This is a genomic window from Yinghuangia sp. YIM S09857, from assembly GCF_051388915.1.
Classification (GTDB): domain Bacteria; phylum Actinomycetota; class Actinomycetes; order Streptomycetales; family Streptomycetaceae; genus Yinghuangia.
This window is the reverse complement of the sequence record NZ_JBPKBH010000017.1, coordinates 20,451-40,678: the sequence shown is the minus strand read 5'-3', so window position 1 is coordinate 40,678 and position 20,228 is coordinate 20,451. Positions and strand designations below refer to the sequence as shown.

The 20,228-nt window shown below is 72.2% G+C and carries 18 protein-coding genes; 7 read left to right on the top strand and 11 right to left on the bottom strand.

Going from position 1 to position 20,228, the window contains the following annotated elements; translation table 11 throughout:
* Window positions 1-85 precede the first annotated feature (85 nt).
* From shc to hpnC, 5 genes are read right to left on the bottom strand one after another with little or no spacing between them, the layout of a single operon-like run.
* The gene (gene shc / locus ACRX5S_RS29540) at window positions 86-1,990 is read right to left on the bottom strand and encodes a squalene--hopene cyclase (RefSeq protein ID WP_436776200.1); all 1,905 of its coding nucleotides are present in this window, start codon (window positions 1,988-1,990) and stop codon (window positions 86-88) included.
* Between the two features lie 2 nt (window positions 1,991-1,992).
* Window positions 1,993-3,018, bottom strand: a complete 1,026-nt coding sequence (locus ACRX5S_RS29535) for a polyprenyl synthetase family protein (RefSeq protein ID WP_436776199.1) — start codon at window positions 3,016-3,018, stop codon at window positions 1,993-1,995.
* Window positions 3,015-4,421: a hydroxysqualene dehydroxylase HpnE gene (gene hpnE / locus ACRX5S_RS29530; RefSeq protein WP_436776198.1), complete on the bottom strand. Its 1,407-nt coding sequence runs from the start codon at window positions 4,419-4,421 to the stop codon at window positions 3,015-3,017. The genes ACRX5S_RS29535 and hpnE overlap by 4 nt, the downstream gene beginning before the upstream one ends.
* 31 nt (window positions 4,422-4,452) lie before the next feature.
* Entirely contained in the window at window positions 4,453-5,709 is a 1,257-nt protein-coding gene (hpnD, locus tag ACRX5S_RS29525) for a presqualene diphosphate synthase HpnD (RefSeq protein WP_436776197.1), read from the bottom strand.
* A gap of 8 nt (window positions 5,710-5,717) precedes the next feature.
* The gene (gene hpnC / locus ACRX5S_RS29520) at window positions 5,718-6,524 is read right to left on the bottom strand and encodes a squalene synthase HpnC (RefSeq protein ID WP_436776318.1); all 807 of its coding nucleotides are present in this window, start codon (window positions 6,522-6,524) and stop codon (window positions 5,718-5,720) included.
* A gap of 724 nt (window positions 6,525-7,248) precedes the next feature.
* Here hpnC and ACRX5S_RS29515 point away from each other — a divergent pair.
* A complete protein-coding gene (locus ACRX5S_RS29515; protein ID WP_436776196.1) occupies window positions 7,249-7,722 on the top strand; it encodes a pyridoxamine 5'-phosphate oxidase family protein in 474 nt (157 codons plus the stop codon).
* Here ACRX5S_RS29515 and ACRX5S_RS29510 read toward each other — a convergent pair.
* The 6 genes from ACRX5S_RS29510 to ACRX5S_RS29485 form a co-directional block, all read right to left on the bottom strand.
* Window positions 7,712-8,716, bottom strand: a complete 1,005-nt coding sequence (locus tag ACRX5S_RS29510; RefSeq protein WP_436776195.1) for an oligopeptide/dipeptide ABC transporter ATP-binding protein — start codon at window positions 8,714-8,716, stop codon at window positions 7,712-7,714. The genes ACRX5S_RS29515 and ACRX5S_RS29510 overlap by 11 nt on opposite strands.
* Window positions 8,713-9,750, bottom strand: coding sequence for an ABC transporter ATP-binding protein (locus ACRX5S_RS29505; protein WP_436776194.1), 1,038 nt, complete (start codon window positions 9,748-9,750; stop codon window positions 8,713-8,715). The genes ACRX5S_RS29510 and ACRX5S_RS29505 overlap by 4 nt, the downstream gene beginning before the upstream one ends.
* Before the next feature lie 85 nt (window positions 9,751-9,835).
* Complete coding sequence (locus ACRX5S_RS29500; protein WP_436776193.1) at window positions 9,836-11,473, bottom strand: ABC transporter substrate-binding protein; 1,638 nt, start codon at window positions 11,471-11,473, stop codon at window positions 9,836-9,838.
* Entirely contained in the window at window positions 11,470-12,417 is a 948-nt protein-coding gene (locus tag ACRX5S_RS29495; RefSeq protein WP_436776192.1) for an ABC transporter permease, read from the bottom strand. Before ACRX5S_RS29495 ends, ACRX5S_RS29500 begins: the two co-directional genes overlap by 4 nt.
* The gene (locus ACRX5S_RS29490; RefSeq protein ID WP_436776191.1) at window positions 12,410-13,369 is read right to left on the bottom strand and encodes an ABC transporter permease; all 960 of its coding nucleotides are present in this window, start codon (window positions 13,367-13,369) and stop codon (window positions 12,410-12,412) included. Before ACRX5S_RS29490 ends, ACRX5S_RS29495 begins: the two co-directional genes overlap by 8 nt.
* A gap of 177 nt (window positions 13,370-13,546) precedes the next feature.
* Window positions 13,547-14,227, bottom strand: a complete 681-nt coding sequence (locus ACRX5S_RS29485) for a heme oxygenase (biliverdin-producing) (protein WP_436776190.1) — start codon at window positions 14,225-14,227, stop codon at window positions 13,547-13,549.
* 265 nt (window positions 14,228-14,492) lie between these two features.
* Between ACRX5S_RS29485 and ACRX5S_RS29480 the strand changes: the two genes are divergently transcribed.
* The 6 genes from ACRX5S_RS29480 to ACRX5S_RS29455 all read left to right on the top strand — a co-directional run bounded on the left by ACRX5S_RS29480 (window position 14,493) and on the right by ACRX5S_RS29455 (window position 20,099).
* Window positions 14,493-15,215 (top strand): neocarzinostatin apoprotein domain-containing protein, encoded by a 723-nt coding sequence (locus tag ACRX5S_RS29480; protein WP_436776189.1) that lies wholly within the window; start codon window positions 14,493-14,495, stop codon window positions 15,213-15,215.
* Between the two features lie 56 nt (window positions 15,216-15,271).
* Window positions 15,272-15,613 (top strand): DUF2470 domain-containing protein, encoded by a 342-nt coding sequence (locus ACRX5S_RS29475; RefSeq protein ID WP_436776188.1) that lies wholly within the window; start codon window positions 15,272-15,274, stop codon window positions 15,611-15,613.
* Window positions 15,614-16,023: 410 nt separating this feature from the next.
* Window positions 16,024-17,502, top strand: coding sequence for an MDR family MFS transporter (locus tag ACRX5S_RS29470; RefSeq protein ID WP_436776187.1), 1,479 nt, complete (start codon window positions 16,024-16,026; stop codon window positions 17,500-17,502).
* A gap of 208 nt (window positions 17,503-17,710) precedes the next feature.
* Window positions 17,711-18,784, top strand: a complete 1,074-nt coding sequence (locus ACRX5S_RS29465) for a winged helix DNA-binding domain-containing protein (RefSeq protein WP_436776186.1) — start codon at window positions 17,711-17,713, stop codon at window positions 18,782-18,784.
* Window positions 18,785-18,792: 8 nt separating this feature from the next.
* Window positions 18,793-19,314 (top strand): PadR family transcriptional regulator, encoded by a 522-nt coding sequence (locus tag ACRX5S_RS29460; protein WP_436776185.1) that lies wholly within the window; start codon window positions 18,793-18,795, stop codon window positions 19,312-19,314.
* The gene (locus ACRX5S_RS29455) at window positions 19,311-20,099 is read left to right on the top strand and encodes an ABC transporter ATP-binding protein (RefSeq protein ID WP_436776184.1); all 789 of its coding nucleotides are present in this window, start codon (window positions 19,311-19,313) and stop codon (window positions 20,097-20,099) included. The genes ACRX5S_RS29460 and ACRX5S_RS29455 overlap by 4 nt, the downstream gene beginning before the upstream one ends.
* Window positions 20,100-20,228: the final 129 nt, after the last annotated feature.

Sequence of the window (20,228 nt, the reverse complement as noted above, 5' to 3'; positions counted from 1 at the left end):
CCCCCCCCCCCCCCCCCCCCCCCCCCCCCCCCCCGCGGCCTTCGTCGCCGGTGCCGCCCGTGTCGCGTGTGCCGGTCGCCACCGCTCAGCCCGCCGCCTTGACGTACCGTCCGAGCGCCATGATCGGGAACACGATCCGGTACATGTGGTACTTGATGTAGAAGTCGCCCGGGAAGCCGGTGCCGGTGAACTGCGGTTCGTCCCAGCCGCCTTCCTCGTTCTGATGCTCCATCAGCCAGCGGACGCCGCGCTCCACCGCGGCGCCGCGCTCACCGGCCGCGAGCAGCGCCATCAGCGCCCACGCGGTCTGCGAGGCGGTCGAGTCGCCCTTGCCGGACCACGACGGGTCGACGTACGAGCGCAGGTCCTCGCCCCAGCCGCCGTCCGGGTTCTGGATGCCGTGCAGCCAGCGGACCGCGCGGCGGATCGCGCTGTGCCGGGGGTCGACGCCCGCGAGCACGAGCGCCGGCACCGCGGCACCCGTCCCGTAGATGTAGTTCGCGCCCCAGCGGCCGAACCACGAGCCGTCCGCCTCCTGGTTGCGCAGCAGCCAGCGCACACCCTCGACGACCTGGTCGCGGTACTCGGCGCCGGACTCGGCGAACATCTCGACGATGTGCGCGGTGACGTCGGCCGACGGCGGGTCGGTGACCGCGCCGAAGTCGCAGAACGGCAGCTTGAGCGGCAGCCCGGCGGTGTTGTCCGCGTCGAACGCCCCCCACGCGCCGTCCTTGCTGCGCATGCCCGCGGTCCACACCTCGGCACGGCCCAGCACCTCGCGCATGCGCTCGGTGTCCGGGTGGGCGGCGTACCGCAGGGCCATCACGACCTCGGCGGTGTCGTCCGTGTCCGGGTAGTAGTCGTTGGCGAACTCGAAGGCCCAGCCCCCCGGTTCGAGGCCGGGGCGGCGGACCGCCCAGTCGCCGTACTCGCGGACCTCCTCGTCGAGCAGCCAGCCCGCGGCCTTGACGACCTGCGGGTGGTCCTCGGCGACCCCGGCGTCGCGCAGCGCCACCAGCGACAGGCCGGTGTCCCACACCGGGGACTGGCACGCCTCGAAGCGCCGCACGGTGCCCTCGTCGGTGTCCTCCCAGATGGTGAACCCGTCGAGACCCTTGATGCCCTGCGCCATCACCGGGTGGTTGAGCGGCATGCCGGTCAGGTGCAACGCGATCAGCGAATAGACCCACGGCGGTTGGATGCCGCCCCAGCCGCCGTCCGCCTCCTGCCGCTCGATGATCCACTGCTTGGCGCGGCGGACCGCGTGGCGGCGGACCGGCATCACGGGGCGCTTGGAGTAGACGTGCAGGACGCGGTCCAGCGCGCGGAAGAACCGCGACCACGGGTCGTCGGCCACCGGCTTGGCGGCCACCGGGCCGGTCGGCTTCAGCTCGTCGAGGCCGAACGGCGCCGGCCGGACCGGCCGCAGCGAGCTGACGATGGTCAGCGGGACTATCGTCTGCCGCGCCCAGCACGCGAAGTCGTAGACGTTGAGCGGGAACCACTTGGGCAGGTAGATCAACTCGGGTGGCATGACCGGGAGTTCGTCCCACGACCACCAGCCGAAGAAGGCCAGCCAGAAGCGCGTGAACACCCGGCTGTGCGCGACGCCGCCGTTCTCGCGGATGTACGCGGCGGCGCGCCGCATGTGGTCGGCGTCGACGGAGTCGCCGGCCAGCTTGAGGGCGACGTACGCCTCGATCGTCGTGGAGAGCTCCGCCGGCCCGCCGCGGAAGGACGCCCAGGTGCCGTCCTCCCGCTGGTTGGCGCGGATCCACCGGGCGGCCTGCTCGGTCTGCTCGGCGGTGCGGATGCCGAGGAACTCCCGGAACAGGAGGTCCTCGGCGTCCATCGTGACGTTGGTCTCCAGCTCGCCCTTCCACCAGCCCGTGTCGTCCTGCAACGACAGCAGATGGGCCACGGCGCGGTCGAGCGTGTCCTTGGCCCGCTCCGGCGCGTCGGTGGATTCGGTCTGGACCGTCACCGTCATCTTCACAACTCCCGAGTCGTAGTGAATGCCGCCAGGGCCGCCAGGTCGGTACGCGTCACCTCCGGGATGCCGAGTCCGTCGAGGCTGCCGAGCGCGCGCTCCAGGTGTCGCTGCGCCTCCACCTCGGTTCGGACGCGGCCACCCGCCTCCTCCACGAGCCTTGCGGCCAGGGCCAGTTGATCCTCCGTCAGGTCACCGGGGGTGGTGTAGAGGTCGGCCAGCCGGTCCGCCGCGGCGCCACCGGAGGTGAGCGCGGCGACCACCGGCACCGACTTCTTGCGCTGGCGCAGGTCGTTCCATGCGGGCTTGCCGGTCACCTCGGGGCGGCCCCAAATCCCGAGCAGGTCGTCGACGGCCTGGAAGGCGATGCCGAGGTGGTGGCCGAACGCGTACAGCCGGTCCACGGTCGCCTGCTCCGCACCGGCGAGCGCGGCGCCGATCGCGCTCGCGCAGGCGAGCAGCGCACCGGTCTTGTTGCCGGCCATCGACAGGCATTCCTCGACCGTGACGTCCATGCGCGTCTCGAACGACAGGTCCTGCGACTGGCCGTCGATGAGCGCGGCGGTGGCGTCGGTGAGCAGCTTGGCGGCCCGGTCGCCCTGTCCGGACGACTCCATCAGCACCTGCTCGGCCAGCACCAGCAGTCCGTCGCCGGCGAGCACCGCGAGCCCGGGGCCGAACGCCTTCCAGGCGGTGGGCCGGTGCCGCCGCTCCTCGTCGCCGTCCATCAGGTCGTCGTGCAGCAGCGAGAAGTTGTGCACCAGTTCGACGGCGACCGCGCCCGGGACGCCGGTCTGCGTGGCGGCGCCGACGGCCTCGGCGGAGAGCAGCGCGAGCGCGGGGCGCAGCGCCTTGCCGCCGTTGCCGGGGACCGGCCGGCCCTCGGTGTCGGCCCAGCCCATGTGGTAGGCGGAGACGCGGGCGAGCGGCGGTTCGAGGCGGGCGACGGCGGTGCGGAGTGCGGGCTGCGTGGCCTCGCGGGCTCGGTCAAGTACAACGGGGGCGAGTGAGCTGTCGGCTACGGTCACGGTGTCGTCGTCCTCTCCGGGAAGGCACCAGATGGGGTCGTCGGCAGTACACGCCCGGGATCCAAGTCCAGGCTGGGCAGGGTGACGTGGGCCGCGGCCAGGCCGCTGCGGACAGCCGACTCCATGGTCGCGGGCCATCCGGTGGCGGTCCACGAGCCGGCGAGTGCGAGTCCGGGTAGTGCGGTGCGCGCGTACGGTCGGAGTCGGGCCGAGCCGGGGGCGGCTCGGAAGGTCGCGGTGCGCTCCTTGGTCACGACGAACTCCTCGACGCGCGCCGAACGCGTGGCGGGGAGCAGCCTTTCGAGCGCGGGCAGGAACCGGTCCCGGAGTTGATGCTGCGTCAGGTCGATCACGTGGTCGGCGGCGGACAGCGACACCGCGAGGTATCGGCCGCGTTCGAGCCCGAGATTGTCGCTGCGGTCGAAGACCCACTGCACGGGACTGCCGAGGCCGGCCGCGAAGTCCCCGGTGAACACCGGTCGGTCGTAGATGACATGCAGGTTGACGATCGGCGAACTCCCCAGTCCGGCAAGGACGGTGGGGTCGGCCGGGCGATCGTCCAGGAGCAGGGCGCCGGCGGGGAGCAACCGCGCGGCGTCCTCGTGCGGTACGGCGACCACGACGCCGTCGGCGTGCAGCGTGCCGCCGTCGGCGTCGACGGAGAACCCGCCGCCGGGCAGCGGCTCGACGGCGGCGACCCGGGAGCGGAGGCGTACGTCGACCTTCGCGTCCTCCAGCGCGCGCTGGGCGGCGTCGCCGTGCAGCTTCTGGAGCGGCACCTTGCTCCAGCCGATGTCGGCGCCGTCGTTGGTGTCGAGCAGCCCGGTGCGGAAGACCTTGGCGGCGACGGCGAGCGAGGCGTGCTCGGCCGTCAGGTTGATGGTGGCGACGCCGACCAGGTCCCACATCGCGGCGCGTTCGCGGGCCGTGACGCCGAACCGGTCGAGCCAACTGCCGAACGTGACCTCGTCGAGGCGCGGGTCCTCGGGGTCGAGGCGCTTGAGCGCGAGCGCCGCGACGCCGACCCGGGCGCGCCCGGCGAGGGTCAGGAAGGGGTAGCGGGAGAGCGCGGCGGACAGGTGCAGCGGCGAGGGCAGCGCGCTGCGGCGCAACCGCCCGGCGGTGCCCCAGGGGGTGAGGACGGGGACGTCGAGCCGGTCTTGCAGGACCGTGTCGCCCGTCGACCCGATGCGGTCGAGGAACCGGCGGTACTCCGTGCAGCAGCGGAGGAAGACGTGCTGTCCGTTGTCGAGCCACCGTCCGTCACGGCGGAAGGAGAACGTCGCGCCGCCGAGGCGCGGGCGCCCCTCCAGCAGCGTCACGGACGCGCCGGCATCGGCCGCGGTGAGCGCGGCGGTGATGCCGGCGAGTCCTCCCCCCACCACGATCAGACGACGTGTCATGAGCCCTCACGTACCCAGAAGATCACTTGGCCTACTCCCCCTTGAAGTGTTTTTCGTCGGAACGTGTTCCCCGTGTGAGGAATTTTTCCGTCGCGGACGTCACACTCCCGTCGCCCGTCTCGTCGGCACCGGCCGGGGGTGGGGGGGTCGCCCCCCGCGAAGACGCCGCGTCGGAACGTGTTCCCCGTGTGAGGAATTTTTCCGTCGCGAACGTCACACCCCCGCCGCCCGTCTCGTCGGCACCGGCCGGGGGTGCGGGGGTCGCCCCCCGCGAAGACGCCGCGTCGGAACGTGTTCCCCCTGTGGGGAAACCTTCCGTGGACGACGTCGCACTCCCGGTGCCGGCCTCATCGGAACCGGCCCGGGATGCGGGGGTTCCCCGCGGGCGGAGGCGCTGCGGCAGATGCGTCGGGACCGCCGCGAAGGCGGAGCGTTCGCCGACCGGGAGGCCCGAGAGGCCGCGTACCGCGATCTCGGCCTTCTCCCAGCCGGGGAGCGACTGGCGGCCGGTCAGCACGATCGACGGCTCGGCCACGATGCGGGTGAGCAGGCGCCGGTAGATTCCGGCCATCGCGCCGGTGCAGGCGGCGCTGCGCCGGTCGAGCAGCGGCAGCAGGCGCAGGCCCTCGTCGAACAGCCGCCGGGCCCGCTCGCCCTCGAAGCGCACCAGGTCGTCGAACGCCGCGCCCGGCACGAACGTGCCCTCCGGCTGCCAGGCGTCCTCCAGCCCGAACTTCGCCAGGTCCTCGCGCGGCAGGTAGACGCGGCCGTTCTCCTTGTCCTCCTTGATGTCCCGGAGGATGTTGGTCACCTGGAGTGCGATGCCGAGCGTGTCGGCCAGTTCCGGGGCCTGCGGCGCGTCCGCCGAACCGAAGATGCCGAGCGAGAGGCGCCCCACCGCGCCCGCGACGCACCGGCAGTACACGGTCAGTTGCTCGAAGGTCTGGTACTGCGTCTCCTTGAGGTCCATCTCGACGCCGTCGATCAGCTCGTCGAGCGCGGACAACGGGATGGGGTAGCGGTGCGCGGCGTCCGCGAGCGCGGTGCAGACGGGGTCGCGGTACGCGGCCAGGTCCTCCAGTTGGGCACGCATGCGCCCCAGCTCGGAGATCTTGGTCTCCAGCGGCAGGTCGCCGTCGCCGATGTCGTCGACCTCGCGGGCGAAGGCGTACACCGCGCTGAGGGCGAGGCGCTTGGGTTCGGGCAGCAACCGGATGCCGTAGTAGAAGTTCCGCGCCTGGTTGCGGGTCAGCCGCTCGCAGTACGCGTACGACGCGTCGACGTCCATGTGGCTCCTCACCGTTTCCGGGCCAGCACGCGGACGAGTTCCCGCAGCAGGCCGGCCTTTCCCGGCCGGGGGCGATGCCCCAGCACGTCGTGGTCGACGGCGGCGATCGCCGCGAGTGCGGCGCGTCCGCCGGCGGCGAATCCCGCGACCGCCAGGCGCTCCCGTCCGCGCAGCGAATCGATCAAGGGCGCACCGGCGCGGAGCAGGTTAGCCGCGCGCCCCGCCTCGAACGCAACCAGTTTTCGCAGGTGGGGGCCCGCCGAGGAGGCCGTCAGGTCGGCCTCGGCGACGCCGAAGCGGGCCATGTCCTCGGTCGGCAGGTAGATGCGGTCCTTGCCCAGGTCCTCGGCGACGTCCTGGAGGTGCTCGACGATCTGCAACGCGGTGCAGATCTGGTCGGACCAGGCGAACCGCTGCTCGTCGGCACGGCCGAACACGTACAGGACTATGCGCCCGACGGGGTCGGCGGACAGTTTGCAGTAGTCGACCAGGTCGGCGTACGTCGCGTAGCGCCGCACCTGCTGGTCCTGCCGGTTCGCGTCGATCAGCGCGACCAGCGGGTCGGCCGGCATGCGGGTCTCGGCGACCGTGGCGCGCAGCGGGCGCAGGACCGCGAGGTGCGGTTCGTTGCCGTCGAAAATGCGCTGTACGTCCTTCTCGACCTCGTCGAGCTGGGCGAGCCGGTCGCCGGCGGCCTCGTCGCCGATGTCGTCGACGAGGCGGGCGAATCCGTAGACCGCGAGCAGGTGGCGCCGGTGTTCGGGACGCAGCACGCGCGAGGCGACCGGGAAGTTCTCGTCCTTGGCCTGGGCCATCACCACCGCGGGGTCGACGACCGCGCGGTCCGGTTGTTCCCCGCCGCCTACTTCCGCAGCGTCGCCTCCGGTGTCATCGGGACCTGCCTGACCGCCGGAATTGCGCTCCATCTCTCTCCCTGGACTGCTGGGAACCGAAGTCCCGGGAGCATCGGATCGCGCCCCGGCTTCGATTCCAACACGACAGTTGGCCAGGAACTCGGCTTGTCCCGGTCGGTCTGACGGTTCAGCTTGCCTGATCACCGATGTGCCGATCAAGCACCGGGTTGACGCGTGTCAGCCCGCATCCGCGACTTTCCCGTGCCGAAACCCCGCCGTTATCCATGGCCACGGAACCCGCTATCCTCGGGCGCGGGCGCCTGTCACCCCCTTGGCTGTCAGGACGCCGGTTCCAGGGGCGTGGTTTCACCGGAAGCCCCGATTTTCCGCGGGTTGCCCGGCGTTCGGACCAACCGGAGGTTGCGATTCCGCTAATTCCGCCGCACGGGCAATTGGCGAAATAGGAATCGTTTTGTTGACGTATCGGGTGAGTGTGGTTCTCGACACAAAGTCGCCGCGCTACTCCGGGCACACGGAAGGCACGTCACCGCGGCAAGTCTTCGGCGCACGTCCCGGCGGCGGCCGACAGTGATCGACGGCACACCGGCAGGCCGGACCGATCTTCCCGGCAAAGCGGGACCTTAGCCCCTGAATACCGCCGCGGGCCGCGGTCATCCTGGGACACATGACCACGACACCCGCTCCCGTGCTCGAGGAGCTGACCGCCTCCGAGGCACTCCGCCTGATGGCCGGCGTGCCGGTGGGACGTGTCGTCTTCACCCAGGGCGCGCTGCCGGCGATCCGCCCCGTGCCCTTCTTCCTCGACTCGGCCGGTCCCCTGGACCCGGCCGCTCCCGTCGACCCGGCCGCCGCCGCTCCCGCCGCGCGCCCCGGCCCCGCCGCCATCGTCTTCCGCGTGATCGGCGACCGGCACCTCGCCGCCACGCTGCACAAGTCGGTCGTCGCCTTCCAGGCCGACGACTGCGACACCCAGCGGCACGGGGGCTGGTCGGTCACCGCGACCGGGCACGCCGTCCGCGTCGACGACCCCGCCGAGGTCGACCGGCTCACCCGCCGCCTGCCCGCCGCCTGGGCGGACCACGGCGTCGTCTTCCGCATCGAGCCGGAGCTGGTGGCGGGACGCCGCCTCAACCGCTGACCTCGGCCTCCTCGGCGTGGTGGCACGCCACCTCCGCACCGGCCAGCAGCCGCGGCACCGGCACCTCGGTCCGGCACCGATCCGTCGCCAGCGGGCAGCGCGGGTGGTACGAGCAGCCCGGTGGCGGCGCCACCGCCGACGGCACCTCCCCCACCGCCCCCGACACCGCGTCCCGCGACCGGGCCGGGCCGGTTCGCGCCCGGTCCGGTTCGGGCACGCTGGCCAGGAGCATGCGCGCGTAAGGGTGCGCGGGCGTGTGCAGGACGTGCGACGCCGCGCCGATCTCCGCGATCCGCCCCAGGTACATCACCGCGGCCCGGTCCGCGAGGCGCCGCGCGATGTCGATCTCGTGGGTGATGACCACGACGGCCAGGCCCAGTTCGTCGCGCAGCCGCAGCAGCAGGTTGACCACCGTGGCCTTGACGCTCGCGTCCAGACTCGCGGTCGGCTCGTCCAGCACCAGGACGCGCGGCCCGACCAGCAGCGCGCGGGCGAGCACCATGCGGGCCAGCTCGCCGCCGCTGAGGTCGCGCGGCATGCGGTCGAGGTGTTCGTCGGACAGCCCCACCCGGCGGACCGTCTCCAGGGCCAGGCGCTCGCGCTCCTTCGGATCCGCCGCCAGGCCGTGCACCCGCAGCGGCTGGTGCAGGGCGTGCCGGATGCCGCGGCGCCGGTTGAAGGCGGCGCGCGGGTTCTGCGTCACGAGCTGGACGAGCCGCTGGTCCTCGGCGCCGCGCCGCGCGGGCAGGTCGCGGCCGTCCAATTCGACGGTGCCGGAGGTCGGTTCGCTGAGCCCGGCGAGCATGCGGGCCACCGTCGACTTGCCGCAGCCGGACTCCCCGACGATCGCCAGGATCTCCCCAGCCGCGACGTCGAACGAGACGTCCTCGACGGCGTGCACGCGCTCGCCGGGGCCGCGCCTGCCCAGCGGGCGCGGGAGGGTGAAGTACCGGCGCAGGTGACGAACCGTCAGAAGCGGTGTGCGGCCGGTCATTCGGCACCGCCGTCGGAGGGCCAGTGGCAGGACACCGAGGCGTCGCCGTGCCGGACCGGCGCCGGCATCTCGGTGCGGCAGACGTCCGTGGCCTTGGGGCAGCGGGGTGCGAAAGGGCACCCGTCCAGCAGGTTCGCGTCCTCGGCGGTGCCTGGGATCGGGCGCAGCGGCTCGTTGTCAGGCGTGGTGGACGGCATCGCGGCCACGAGCGCGCGGGTATAGGGGTGCCGCGGGGCGGCGAAGATGTCGTGCACGGGCGCGGTCTCCACGAGGCGCCCGCCGTACATGACGCCGACGCGGTCGCAGATCTGCGCGACGACGGCCAGGTCGTGCGACACGTACAGCACGGCCAGGCCCAGGTTCTCACGCAGCGTCAGGAGCAGCTTGAGCACCTGCGCCTGGACGGTGGCGTCGAGCGTGGTGGTGGGCTCGTCGGCGAGCAGCAGGGCCGGTTCGTGGGACAGCGCCGCGATGGCGATCACGAGGCGCTGGAGCTGGCCGCCGGAGAACGCGCCGGGCAGGTCGCGCGGGCGGTCGAGGACCGCGCCGAGGCCGATGGCCGCCAGCGTCGCGCGCAGCTCGGGGTCGTCCATGCGGTCGCCGAGGTACCAGCGGAGCTGGCGCCCGACGGGCGTGGTCGGTGAGAGGGAGGTCATCGGCTGCTGCGGGACGAGGGCTATGCGGTGGCCGCGTACGCGCCGCATCTCGCGCTCGCGCAGCCGGGCGAGGTCGCGGCCCTCGAAGTCGATGCCGTCGGCCTCCCGGCGCGCGCCGTCCGGCAGCAGGCCCATGACCGCGGCGCACACGCTGCTCTTGCCGCTGCCCGACTCACCCACCAGGCCGAGGACCTCGCCGGGCCGCACCTCGAACGACGCCTCGCGTACCGCCGTGACCGGTCCGCGCGCGGACGGGTACGTCACGGACAGCCCACGCACGCGCAGCAGCGCCGCCGGGTCCGGCCCGCCCGCGCCGGGGTCGGGAGCGGCTTCGGCGGCCGTGCCGGGCTTGGTGCCCGAACCGATGGTGGTGGCCATGGGGTGTCCGTCCGTTTGCGGGTGGGCGGAGGTGTGCCTTCCCAGTGTGCGGTCCGCTTCCCGGGGGCGGGACGCGGCGGCGTGGTCAGCCGGTGAAGCGGAGGGTCTGCGGGGACAGGCGGCAGACCTTGAGCTGGGCCGCGTTCAGCGGGCTCAGCTCGCGGCGCTGCGCCACGATCAGCTCGGGGTAGACAGGCGGGAAGATCACCGCGTCCTCGGCGAGCGCGCGGTCGACGGTCTGGAGGGCGGCGGTGCGGGCGGCGGTGTCCGTGGTCTGCCACACGGTGTCGATCGCCTGGTCGACGGCCGGATTCTTGTACCCGCACGCGAGCACGTTGCTCGACGAGGCTGGCGCGAGGGTCAGGTAGTTGGCGGGGCCCGAGGTGAAGCCGGACATGAAGGTGTTCATGAGCATGTCGTAGTCGCGCGAGAGCCACTTGTTGGACCACGGGCCGCCCGCCAGCTGCTCGATGGTGACCTTGACGCCGATCTTGTCCCACCCGGCGACCAGGACCTGGGCGATGTCGCGGACGGTCTGGCTGGCGCCGACGGTGAGGGTGAAGGAGCGCTTGGTCGTCGTCGCGCGGTCCAGGTGCTCGCGTGCCTTGGCCAGGTCGGGGGTCGCCGGGTAGACGGACAGGGCGGCGTCGTACCCGAGCTCGCCGGGGCCGATCGGACCCTGGCCCGGCTTGCCCTTGCCGCCGTACACGCGCTGGAGGACGCCGTCGCGGTCCATGGAGTAGGCGACGGCCTTGCGGAACTCCGGGTCGTTGAACGGCTCGCGCTCGATCATGACGTACGTCAGCACGTCCAGCGGTGCGACCGCAGTCACCACCGCAACGCCCTTCTCCTTCTCCAGGATCGGCACGGTGGTCTGCGCGGGCGCGGTGATCAGGTCGACCTTGCCCTGCTTGAGGCTGACCGCGCGCGTGTTGCCGTCGGTGAAGACGGTGTACTCGATGCCGTTGAACGCCGCGCCCGCCGGCATGTCGGCGAACGGCGCGCGGTACTGGCCGCCGTGGTAGCGGTCGAACTTCGACATCGTGAAGCTCTGCCCAGGCACGTAGCGGTCCAGGCGGAAGGGGCCGGTGCCCATCATCGTGTCCTTGCGCGACACGAAGTCCTTGTGCGTGACCGGCAGGTTGGTCAGGTGCGAGCGGAGCAGGCCGTACGGCTTGGCCAGCCTGATGCGCACGCTCCGCTCGTCGGCCTTCTCGAAGGACGCGACGTAACCGAGCATGTACGTGATCCACTCGCTGCCCGCCGACATGTCCAGCATGTGCGTGAGCGTGGCCACCACGTCGTCGGCGGTGAAGGGGTCGCCGTTGTGCCAGAAGATGCCGCTCTTGAGGCGCACGGTCCAGGTCATCCGGTCGGGCGACACCTCGGGTTCGCCCTCGGCGAGCAGCGGCACCGAGTTGAGCTGGTCGTCGTACGCGTACAGGCTCTCCATCACCGGCTCGGCGATCCACCGCGTCACCTCGGCGCCGGAGTCGAGCGGGTTGAGGCTGCTGGGGGCGGCCGCGACGCCTATGCGCAGGATCCCGTCCTTGTGGCGGTCGCCGACGCGCGCCCCGGAGTCGCCGGAGCTGCACGCGGTCAGCAGGCCGGTCCCGCCGAGGGCGAGGCCCGCGGTCAGGCCGAGGAACCCGCGCCGGCTCGGACCGGACCCGTCGCCGCTGCCGCCGGTTGCCGTACGGGCCCTCCACGCTCCGCGCGTCACTTCGTCTCCTCTGTCGCGTACGCGGCGGGGGCGCCGCTCTTGCTCGTGCCTGCGCGCTTCAAACGCGCGAGGCGGGGGCTCCGGTTCCGGTCCCCGTACGCCTCGCCGAGCAGGTTGAAGCCCAGGATGCCGAGGACCAGCACGGCGCCCGGCAGCGTGGCGTACCACCACGCGTCGCCCAGGATCTGGCCGCCGGCGTCGGCGACCAGGTTGCCCAGTGTCGCGTGCGGCGGGGGGACGCCGAGCCCCAGGAAGCTCAGGCCGCCCTCGGCGAAGACCGCGATGGCCATCGCCAGGAACGCCTGGCCCAGCACCGGGGGCATCACGTTGACCAGCACCTCGCGGAACAGGATCTCGCGCGGCGGCACGCCGAGGCCGCGCAGGTTCACCACGTAGTCCTCGTTCAGCTCCACCACGGTCGCGGCGCGCGCGACGCGGGCGAAGTAGGGGACGAAGCCGACGCCGATCGCGAGAGCGACCCGCACGCCGTTGCTGACCGTGATCGGGCCGAAGTGCATGTCGGCGGTGCCCATGAGGCCGATGACGAACATCACGAAGATGAACTGCGGGAGGGCCTGCACGGTCTCGACGCCGCGCATGAGGAGACCGTCTAGGCGTCCGCCGTACCGGTATCCGGCCAGCACGCCGACGGCGGTGCCGACGACGAGCGCGAAGCCGATCGACGTGACGCAGATCCACAACGACGTCCACGCGCCCTCGGCGGTGCGCGCGAGCAGGTCGCGGCCGAGGTGGTCGGTGCCGAAGGGGTGGTCGAGGGACGGCGCCTCGGGGCCGAGCGCGACCAGCTCGGTCGGGCTGCCGTGCAGGCGTCCGACCGTGGCGACCAGGAGATAGAGGACGACCATGACCAGGCCGGTCCAACCCACCGCGCCGAGGTTGCCGAGGTGCTTGCGCAGGCCGCGCGCCCGGGTTCTGTCAGGCACGGACCAGCCCCTGTCGCGTGCGGGGGTCCACGACGAGGTAGAGGAGGTCGACGACCAGGTTGAGCACCAGGAAGATGGCCGCCGTGGCGACGCAGCCGCCCAGCGCGAGCTGGTAGTCCTGGCGCTGGAACGCGGTGACCATGAGCTGCCCGAGCCCGGGGACCTGGAAGACGCTCTCCACCAGCACGGTCCCGGACAGCAGTCCGCCGATCAGCACGCCGGCGACGGTCAGCGTCGGAACCACCGCCCCGCGCAGCGCGACGCGGCGCAGCACCTGCGCGCGCGAGGAGCCCATCGCGCGGGCGAAGGCGACGTGGTCGGAGGTGTACGCCTCGACGAGCCCGCCGCGCAGCGACCGCGTGATCATCGCGAACGCCGCGAGGCCGAGCACGACCGCGGGCAGCAGCAGGACCTGGAGGTTGCGGACGGGGTCCTCGGAGAAGGCGACGAAGCCGCCCGCGCCGGGGAGGTAGTCGGGGTTTTCGACCAGGACGAGCATCACGACGGCGATCCAGTAGCCGGGCAGCGACATGGCGACCACGGTGACGACGCGGGTGGCCTGGTCCACCGCGCGGCCCTGGCGCAGCGCGGACCAGGTGCCGAGGAGGACGGCGGGGACCACGGCGAGCAGGGCGGCGAGGAAACCGAGTTCGAGCGATACGGGCAGCGCGCGGCCGATCTGGTCGGCGACGGAGGAGCCGTCGTACAGCGAGGTGCCGAAGTCGCCGGTCAGCAGGCCGCCGAGGTAGTCGAGGTACTGCACGACCAGGGGGCGGTCCAGGCCCATGCGGTGTTCGACGGCGGCACGGGCGACGGGGTCGGCGGCGACCTGCGGGGCGAGCTGGTTGACCGGGGAGACCGGGGACGCGTGCAGCAGCAGGAACATGCCGGTGACGACGGCGAACATCACCACGAGCACGCCGACCGCGCGCCGCAGGATGTAGGTGGCCATCTTCCGCTCCTGTTGAGTTGCCGTGCCGGTCCGCGCTGCCGGACCGCGCCCCGGGACCGCGCCCCGGGACTGCGCTGCGAGACCGCGGTGCGGCGGGGGCGGCGGGTGGTCCGCGTGCTCCCCCTCCGCCGTCCCTCCGCTATCCCACCCCACGGCGGATGCGCGGGCGCACCCGGGTCAGTCCTTGCGCCACTGGTCCATGGCGGCGCCGAGGTCGCGCAGGACGGCGCTGTTGACCTCGTACGCGTACAGCACCTCCTCGATGATGCGCTCCTTCTCGTCGTCGTCCCACGGCGCGGCGTCGAGCGCGGCGCGGTAGCCGGTCTTGAACGCGTCGAGGTCGCCGACCGCCTCGAAGTTGTAGAACTCGGTGCCCTGGTGGCCTTCGAGGCCGAAGTGACGGCGCATCAGCTTGGCGATGTGCTGGCCGCCCGACATGTCGCCGAGGTAGCGGGTGTAGTGGTGCGCGACATAGCCGCCGGGCCAGTCGAAGCACTTCTCCCGTATGCGCTGGATGTAGCGCTCGGTGCCCGCGTTGGCCGGGTACTTCTCGCGCCAGTCAGGACCGGCCAGGAAGAGCATGTCGGCTTCGAGGGCGGCCATGCGGTCCAGGCTCTCGGGGCAGAACGGCGCGGCGACCTCGTCGGCGCGCATCACGACCGAGGCCTGCTCCAGGACCTCGTACGCCCAGTAGTGCTGGGCGACCATCGCGGTGTAGCCGTCCCGGGTCAGACCGCCGCGCATCAGCACGTCGAGGAATCCCTCGCCCTCGGCGCTCTGGTGGCTTCCCCAGGAACGCTTGCGGATGGTCGCGGAGAACGTCTCTTCGGCGGTCTCGGCGGTATCGGTCGTGGTCATCGTGTGAGTCCCCTTGGAACGGCCCTTGAGCGGCGTCGGAAGCGGCGTCGGTACGACAAGCTGCCGAACCGCAGTGTGTGCGGCCGCGGATGCCCGCGTCAAGAACTTACCGACATCTTGTCGGAACGATGTCGGAGGGTGCATCCTTGGGCTCCAAGGGGTGCCGGGGACGGCCCCGGCGATGTGCACCATAGCGATGAGGGTAGCCTAACCTCCACAACGAACGTACGCCGGAGTACAGGCCGTTGACCTGGGAGTTAGCAGCGTGAGCACACATCGGACCCGCCGCCGCCGCGCGGCCTCGCTGCCCGCGCTGCTGCTCGGGCTGCTGCTCGGCCTGCCCGTCGCGCTGCTCGCCGGCGCGGGCACCGCGCATGCGGAGAGCGTCAGTCTGACGGCGACCAAGACCACGGGCCTGGACCCGGCGGGCGAGGTCATCACCGTCACGGGCAAGGGCTTCAAGCCCGGCATCAAGCTGTTCCTCACCGTGTGCGACCCGGCCCAGCCGGCCGGACGCGCGTGCGACGTCGTCAACTTCAAGCTCGTCGACACCGACGCGAGCGGCGGCTTCGTCGCCGACTACAAGCCGGCCGCGAAGTTCGGCGTCACCGACTGCCTCGCCACCCCGTGCGCGCTCCAGACCAGTTGGGTCGGCAACGGCAAGGACCGCACCCAGGAGGGCACCACGGCGATCGGCTTCACCGGCGGCGTGGCCCCCACGCTCCCGGCCCGCCCCCAGGAGAACGCCGGTCCGCCCGGAGCCACCGGCCCCGCGGCCCCGGGCACCGCACCGAACTCCGCTCCCGCACCGACCGGCGCCGACGACCCCACGCCGACCGTGCCGCAGACCCCGCCCTCCGACGCCGCCGCGTCGGAGAAGGACGACGACTCCGACTCGTCGGTGTGGATCATCGTCGGCGTGGTCGCCGCGGTCGTCGTCGCGGGCGCGGGAACGTTCGTGTTCCTGCGCCGCCGGGCGGCCGCCTGAGCCGCAGCCGCACCTTCGATCGTTCCTCAACCGCCCGACCGCCTTCGGAGGCGAGCATGACCACCACCCCCGCCGCCCCGCAGGGTGCCGCGAACCCGTTCGGCCCGGACGTCGTCGCCGCGATCACCAAGCACATGAACGACGACCACCCCGCCGACAACCTCCTGATCGTGCGCGGCCTCGGCGGCAAGGGCACCGCGACCTCCGCCCGCATGAGCGGACTCGACGGCCTCGGCGCCGACTTCGTCGCGGTCGTCGACGGCGAGGAATCCGACGTACGCATCCCCTGGGAACGCGAACTCACCGAGCGCCGCGAGGTCCGCGTCGAGGTCGTACGCCTCTACAACGAGGCGTGCGCGGCCCTCGGCATCGAACCCCGCCAGGAGGGCGAGCACTGACACGACGGTGCCCCACAGCGGACACTGCGATTGGCCGATGACAGCCGGCGGTCCCAATCGCCGCGCTGTGGACGTGCGAGCCCGTCGCCCACGGACCGCGTTGCCGCCGTCGCCGTTGCCGACGAACTGACGGGCCGACGGGCCGACGGGCCGACGGGCCGACGGACTGAAGGGCTACCACGGCCCGGCAGGCCGAGCGTCGTGACGGGCACCCCGTGCTGCGCATCGCGGCCGGTGTGGCTTGGGACACAGTTGCGGCCCGGGAGGAATTCCTGCCGGGCCGTGGTCGTTGCGTCAGCTTGGCGCAAGCCGGTTCGCGTACGACGCACGCCTCGGTCCGGTCCGTTCGACCGGGGTGACACGCCCGACTGCTCCCGCTTCATCCGTTCCGCTCCCAGGAGTCCGCCCGTATGGCATCACCCGGCCGATCCGGCCTGCCCGACCTCAACCAGAAGTTCGTCGTCGGTGCCGTGTTCGTGGCCGCGATGTTCGTGAACATCCTCGACATCACGATCATCAACGTCGCGCTCCCCGCCATCGGCAAGGACTTCGGGGTCGGCCCGTCCGAGCTCGGCACCGTGGCGGTGGGATACCTGGTCAGCCTCGCGGTGTTCATCCCCGCGTCCGGATGGCTGGGCGACCGGTTCGGCAGCAAGCGGGTGTTCCTCTTCGCGCTGGCGGTGTTCACCGGCGCCTCGGCCCTGTGCGGCCTCGCCCAGACGCTCGACCAACTGGTGCTCTTCCGCATTCTCCAAGGTGTCGGCGGCGGCCTGCTGACCCCGGTCGGCATGGCGATGATGTTCCGCGCGTTCCCGCCGGAGGAGCGCGTACGGGCGTCGCGCGTCCTGATGGTCCCGACCGCGATCGCCCCGGCGCTCGGCCCCGTCCTCGGCGGCCTTCTCGTCGACAAGGCCTCGTGGCACTGGGTCTTCTACATCAACCTGCCGGTCGGCGTGGTGGCCCTCGTCTTCGGCGCGCTGTTCCTCAAGGAGCACCACGAGCCGGGCACGGGCCGCTTCGACCTGCCGGGCTTCCTCCTCGCGGGCGTCGGCTTCGCGCTGCTGATGTACGCGCTCAGCGAGGGCCCTGGCAAGGGCTGGAACTCGCCGCTCATCATCGGCACCGGCATAGCCGGGGCGATCCTGCTCGTCACCATGGTCTGGTACGAGCTCCGCATCGCCGAACCCATCCTCAAGCTCCGCCTCTTCGGCGACCGCCTGTTCGCGAGCACCAACACCGTCTCGCTGCTCGGCTCTGCGGGCTTCCTCGGCCTGCTGTACGTCTACCCGCTGATGTGCCAGCAGGCGTTCGGCTGGAGCGCACTCAAGACCGGCCTGCTGACCTTCCCCGAGGCGTTCGGCGTGATGATCACCTCGCAGGTCGTCTCCCGCATCTACCCGAAGGTCGGGCCGCGCCGCCTGATGGCCGTCGGCCTGACCGGCATAGCCGCGGCGGCCGCGATGCTCAGCCTGACCGACCAGAACACCGCTCCCGCGATCTTCGCCGCAATTCTCTTCTTCACGGGCGTCGCACTCGCGTTCAACATGATCCCGATGCAGGCGGCCGCGTTCGCCAAGACCAAGCCCTCGGACAGCGCCGCGGCTTCGACGCTGTTCAGCACGCAGCGGCAGCTCGGTTCCGCGCTGGGCATCGCGCTCCTCAGCACGGTGATCACGGCCGTCGGGGCGTTCACCACGACTTCGGCGGGCGTCGTGACGCCGAACCTGGACGCCTACCGTGCGGCGTTCTGGACCGCCGCCGGCATCGCGCTGGTCGGTGCGCTGGTCGCTCTGACCGTGCGGGACGAGGACGCGGCGGCGACGATGCGCAAGGTCGAGGCGGCGGAGGAGACGGGGCCGGTGGGGGAACCGGACGCTGTGAAGGCTTGACGGGTCGGGCGGGCTCCTCGGTGGCGGCCCGCGCGGTCGCACGCCATTGACCACCCACGGTGGCCCGGCGCGCGAGACTTGGCGCGTGAGCAAGGATCAAGAACGGCGCGGGTCGGCGTCCTCCCAGGCGCTCGTGCGGGCACGCGCACGGGCGCAGGCGCTTGCAGGCGGGGTTCGGGAACGTTCTGCCGCGGATGTCGTGCGGCGTGTGTTTGCCATTCAGGCGCAGGACGCGGTCGCCGCAGAATTGGGCATCCGGGTCCGCGCCGTGGGCCTCGCCGCGCGGGACGTGCGGGCCGCGTACGAGGACGAACGCTCCATCGCCACCGGCTGGTTCATGCGCGGCACGCTGCACACCGTGCCCGCGGAGGACGTGCGCTGGCTGCTCGCGCTGTTCGGCCCGCGCAACGACGCGGCCAACACCCGCCGCCACCGCGAGCTCGGCCTCGACGAGGCGCTCCGCGACCGCGCCGCCCGGGTGATCCGCGAGGCCGTGGCGACCCACGGGCCTCTCACGCGCGCGGAGCTGACGGAGCACCTGGCGGCGATCGGTGTCGAACCGTCCGGGCAGGCACCGTTCCATCTCATCCGGCACGCGGCGCTGCGCGGTCTCGTGTGCCACGGACCGCGGCGAGCGGGCGAGGCCGCATTCGTGTTGCCGTCCGACTGGCTGCCGGAAGGCGACGCGGGCCCCGAGGGCGAGGAGGCGGCCGCCGCGGAGTTGGCGCGGCGGTACGCGCGGGCGTTCGGGCCCGCCGGCGCCGCTGACTTCGCCCACTGGTCGGGGCTGCCGCTGCCGCTTTCGCGGCGTGCGTGGGCGGCCGCGGCGCCGCGGGTCGTCGCCGATGGGCCGGGCCCGGGCGACGGCTCGGACGCGTCCGACTCGGCGTCGCCCGACGTGCGGCTTCTCCCCGCATACGACAACTACCTCCTCGCCTACCGCGACCGCGCCCCGGTCGTTCCGGCCGCTCACGAACGCACCGTCCGGCCCGGCGGCGGGGTCATCCGGCCTGTCGTCCTGGCCGACGGCGTCGCGGTCGGGGGCTGGGGGCGCAAGGGTGCGGACGTGCGGGCGACGGCGTTCGAACCGTGGCCGCGTTCGCTCGAACGAGGAGTTGCCGAGGAGTCCGCGGACGTCTCCCGATACTTGACCGAGACCGCACAACCGCAGGTCAAAGCCCTGACGCCGACCGGAATCGGCTTGTTGGGGGCGGCCCGAAACCCTCCCCCACAAGGACTATTCATCGCGTCTATACACTCGGTGTATAACCCGCGTGTATAGTCATTCTCATGATTAGCCACACGCTCCTGGGCCTGCTGGAGTCCGGCCCCCGCCACGGGTACGACCTGAAGCGCGCCTTCGACGACCGCTTCGGCCAGGGCAAGCCGCTCGCCTACGGGCAGGTGTACGCGACGCTGTCGCGGCTGCTGAAGAACGGCTTCGTCGAGGTCGACGGGATAGAGCATGGCGAGGGCCCGGAGCGGAAGCGGTATGCGATCACCGCGGAGGGGCTGACCGACGTCGAACAATGGCTCATGCGGCCGGAGAAGCCGGAGCCGTATCTACAGAGCACCCTTTATACGAAGGTCGTCATCGCGCTGATGACCGGGCGCAGCGCAGGGGATCTCCTCGACACGCAGCGCACCGAGCACCTGCGGCTGATGCGCGAGCTGACCGAGCGCAAGAAGGGCGGCGACCTCGCCGACCAACTGATCTGCGACCACGCGCTGTTCCATCTGGAGGCGGACCTGCGGTGGCTGGAGCTCACCGAGGCCCGCCTTGACCGACTCAAGTCCGAGGTGGCGCCATGACACCGAGCAATCCGTCGAAGTCCGGACCGTCGGCCGCCGGAGGGCGCGCGTCCGTGGGCACCGGCGCCGCCGGTGGCGCACCGGATGCGTCCGATGCCTTCGGCGCGCCGGGGCCGCTGCTGGTCGCGAGGGGGCTGCGCAAGGCGTACGGCCCGACGACCGCGCTGGAGGACGCCTCGTTCGACATAGCCGCGGGCGAGATCGTGGCCGTCATGGGCCCGTCCGGCTCCGGCAAGTCGACGCTGCTGCACTGCCTCGCCGGCATCGTGCCCCCGGACGGGGGCGAGTTGCGGTACCAGGGGCGCGACATGGCCGCGATGACCGACCGCGAGCGCAGTGCGCTGCGGCGCCGCGACTTCGGATTCGTGTTCCAGTTCGGCCAGTTGGTTCCGGAGCTGACCTGCGGGGAGAACGCCGCGCTGCCGCTGCGCCTCAACGGCGTCAAGCGCCGCGAGGCCTTTCGGCGTGCGGCGGACTGGCTCACCCGGCTGGAGGTCGACGACGTGTCGGGCAAGCTGCCGGGCCAGATCTCCGGCGGCCAGGGGCAGCGCGTGGCGATCGCGCGTGCGCTGGCGGCCGGACCGCGGGTGCTGTTCGCGGACGAACCGACGGGCGCGCTGGACTCGTTCAACGGAGAGCGCGTGATGAACCTGCTCACCGACGCGGCCCGGGAGTCCGGGGCGGCGGTGGTGCTGGTGACGCACGACGCCCGCGTGGCGGCTTACTCGGACCGCGAGGTCGTGGTGCGCGACGGCCGCTCCCGCAGCCTGGGGCGGGCGGCGTGAGCACGGTCGGCGCCGGTCGGGTCGGCGCGGGTTCGACCGGGGCGGGTTCGACCGGTGCGGGTTCGACCGGTGCGGGTTCGACCGGTGCGGGGGCGGTCGGTGCGGGGGCGGTCGGGAGCGGCTCGGTCG

What these genes read in the sequence shown, in the direction of transcription:
- shc (WP_436776200.1), bottom strand. Translation starts at nt 1,990, where the DNA reads ATGACGGTGACGGTCCAGACCGAATCCACCGACGCGCCGGAGCGGGCC.
- hpnE (WP_436776198.1), bottom strand. Translation starts at nt 4,421, where the DNA reads ATGACACGTCGTCTGATCGTGGTGGGGGGAGGACTCGCCGGCATCACC.
- hpnD (WP_436776197.1), bottom strand. Translation starts at nt 5,709, where the DNA reads ATGGACGTCGACGCGTCGTACGCGTACTGCGAGCGGCTGACCCGCAAC.
- hpnC (WP_436776318.1), bottom strand. Translation starts at nt 6,524, where the DNA reads ATGGCCCAGGCCAAGGACGAGAACTTCCCGGTCGCCTCGCGCGTGCTG.
- ACRX5S_RS29515 (WP_436776196.1), top strand. Translation starts at nt 7,249, where the DNA reads ATGACCACGACACCCGCTCCCGTGCTCGAGGAGCTGACCGCCTCCGAG.
- ACRX5S_RS29510 (WP_436776195.1), bottom strand. Translation starts at nt 8,716, where the DNA reads ATGACCGGCCGCACACCGCTTCTGACGGTTCGTCACCTGCGCCGGTAC.
- ACRX5S_RS29505 (WP_436776194.1), bottom strand. Translation starts at nt 9,750, where the DNA reads ATGGCCACCACCATCGGTTCGGGCACCAAGCCCGGCACGGCCGCCGAA.
- ACRX5S_RS29490 (WP_436776191.1), bottom strand. Translation starts at nt 13,369, where the DNA reads ATGGCCACCTACATCCTGCGGCGCGCGGTCGGCGTGCTCGTGGTGATG.
- ACRX5S_RS29485 (WP_436776190.1), bottom strand. Translation starts at nt 14,227, where the DNA reads ATGACCACGACCGATACCGCCGAGACCGCCGAAGAGACGTTCTCCGCG.
- ACRX5S_RS29475 (WP_436776188.1), top strand. Translation starts at nt 15,272, where the DNA reads ATGACCACCACCCCCGCCGCCCCGCAGGGTGCCGCGAACCCGTTCGGC.
- ACRX5S_RS29470 (WP_436776187.1), top strand. Translation starts at nt 16,024, where the DNA reads ATGGCATCACCCGGCCGATCCGGCCTGCCCGACCTCAACCAGAAGTTC.
- ACRX5S_RS29460 (WP_436776185.1), top strand. Translation starts at nt 18,793, where the DNA reads ATGATTAGCCACACGCTCCTGGGCCTGCTGGAGTCCGGCCCCCGCCAC.
- ACRX5S_RS29455 (WP_436776184.1), top strand. Translation starts at nt 19,311, where the DNA reads ATGACACCGAGCAATCCGTCGAAGTCCGGACCGTCGGCCGCCGGAGGG.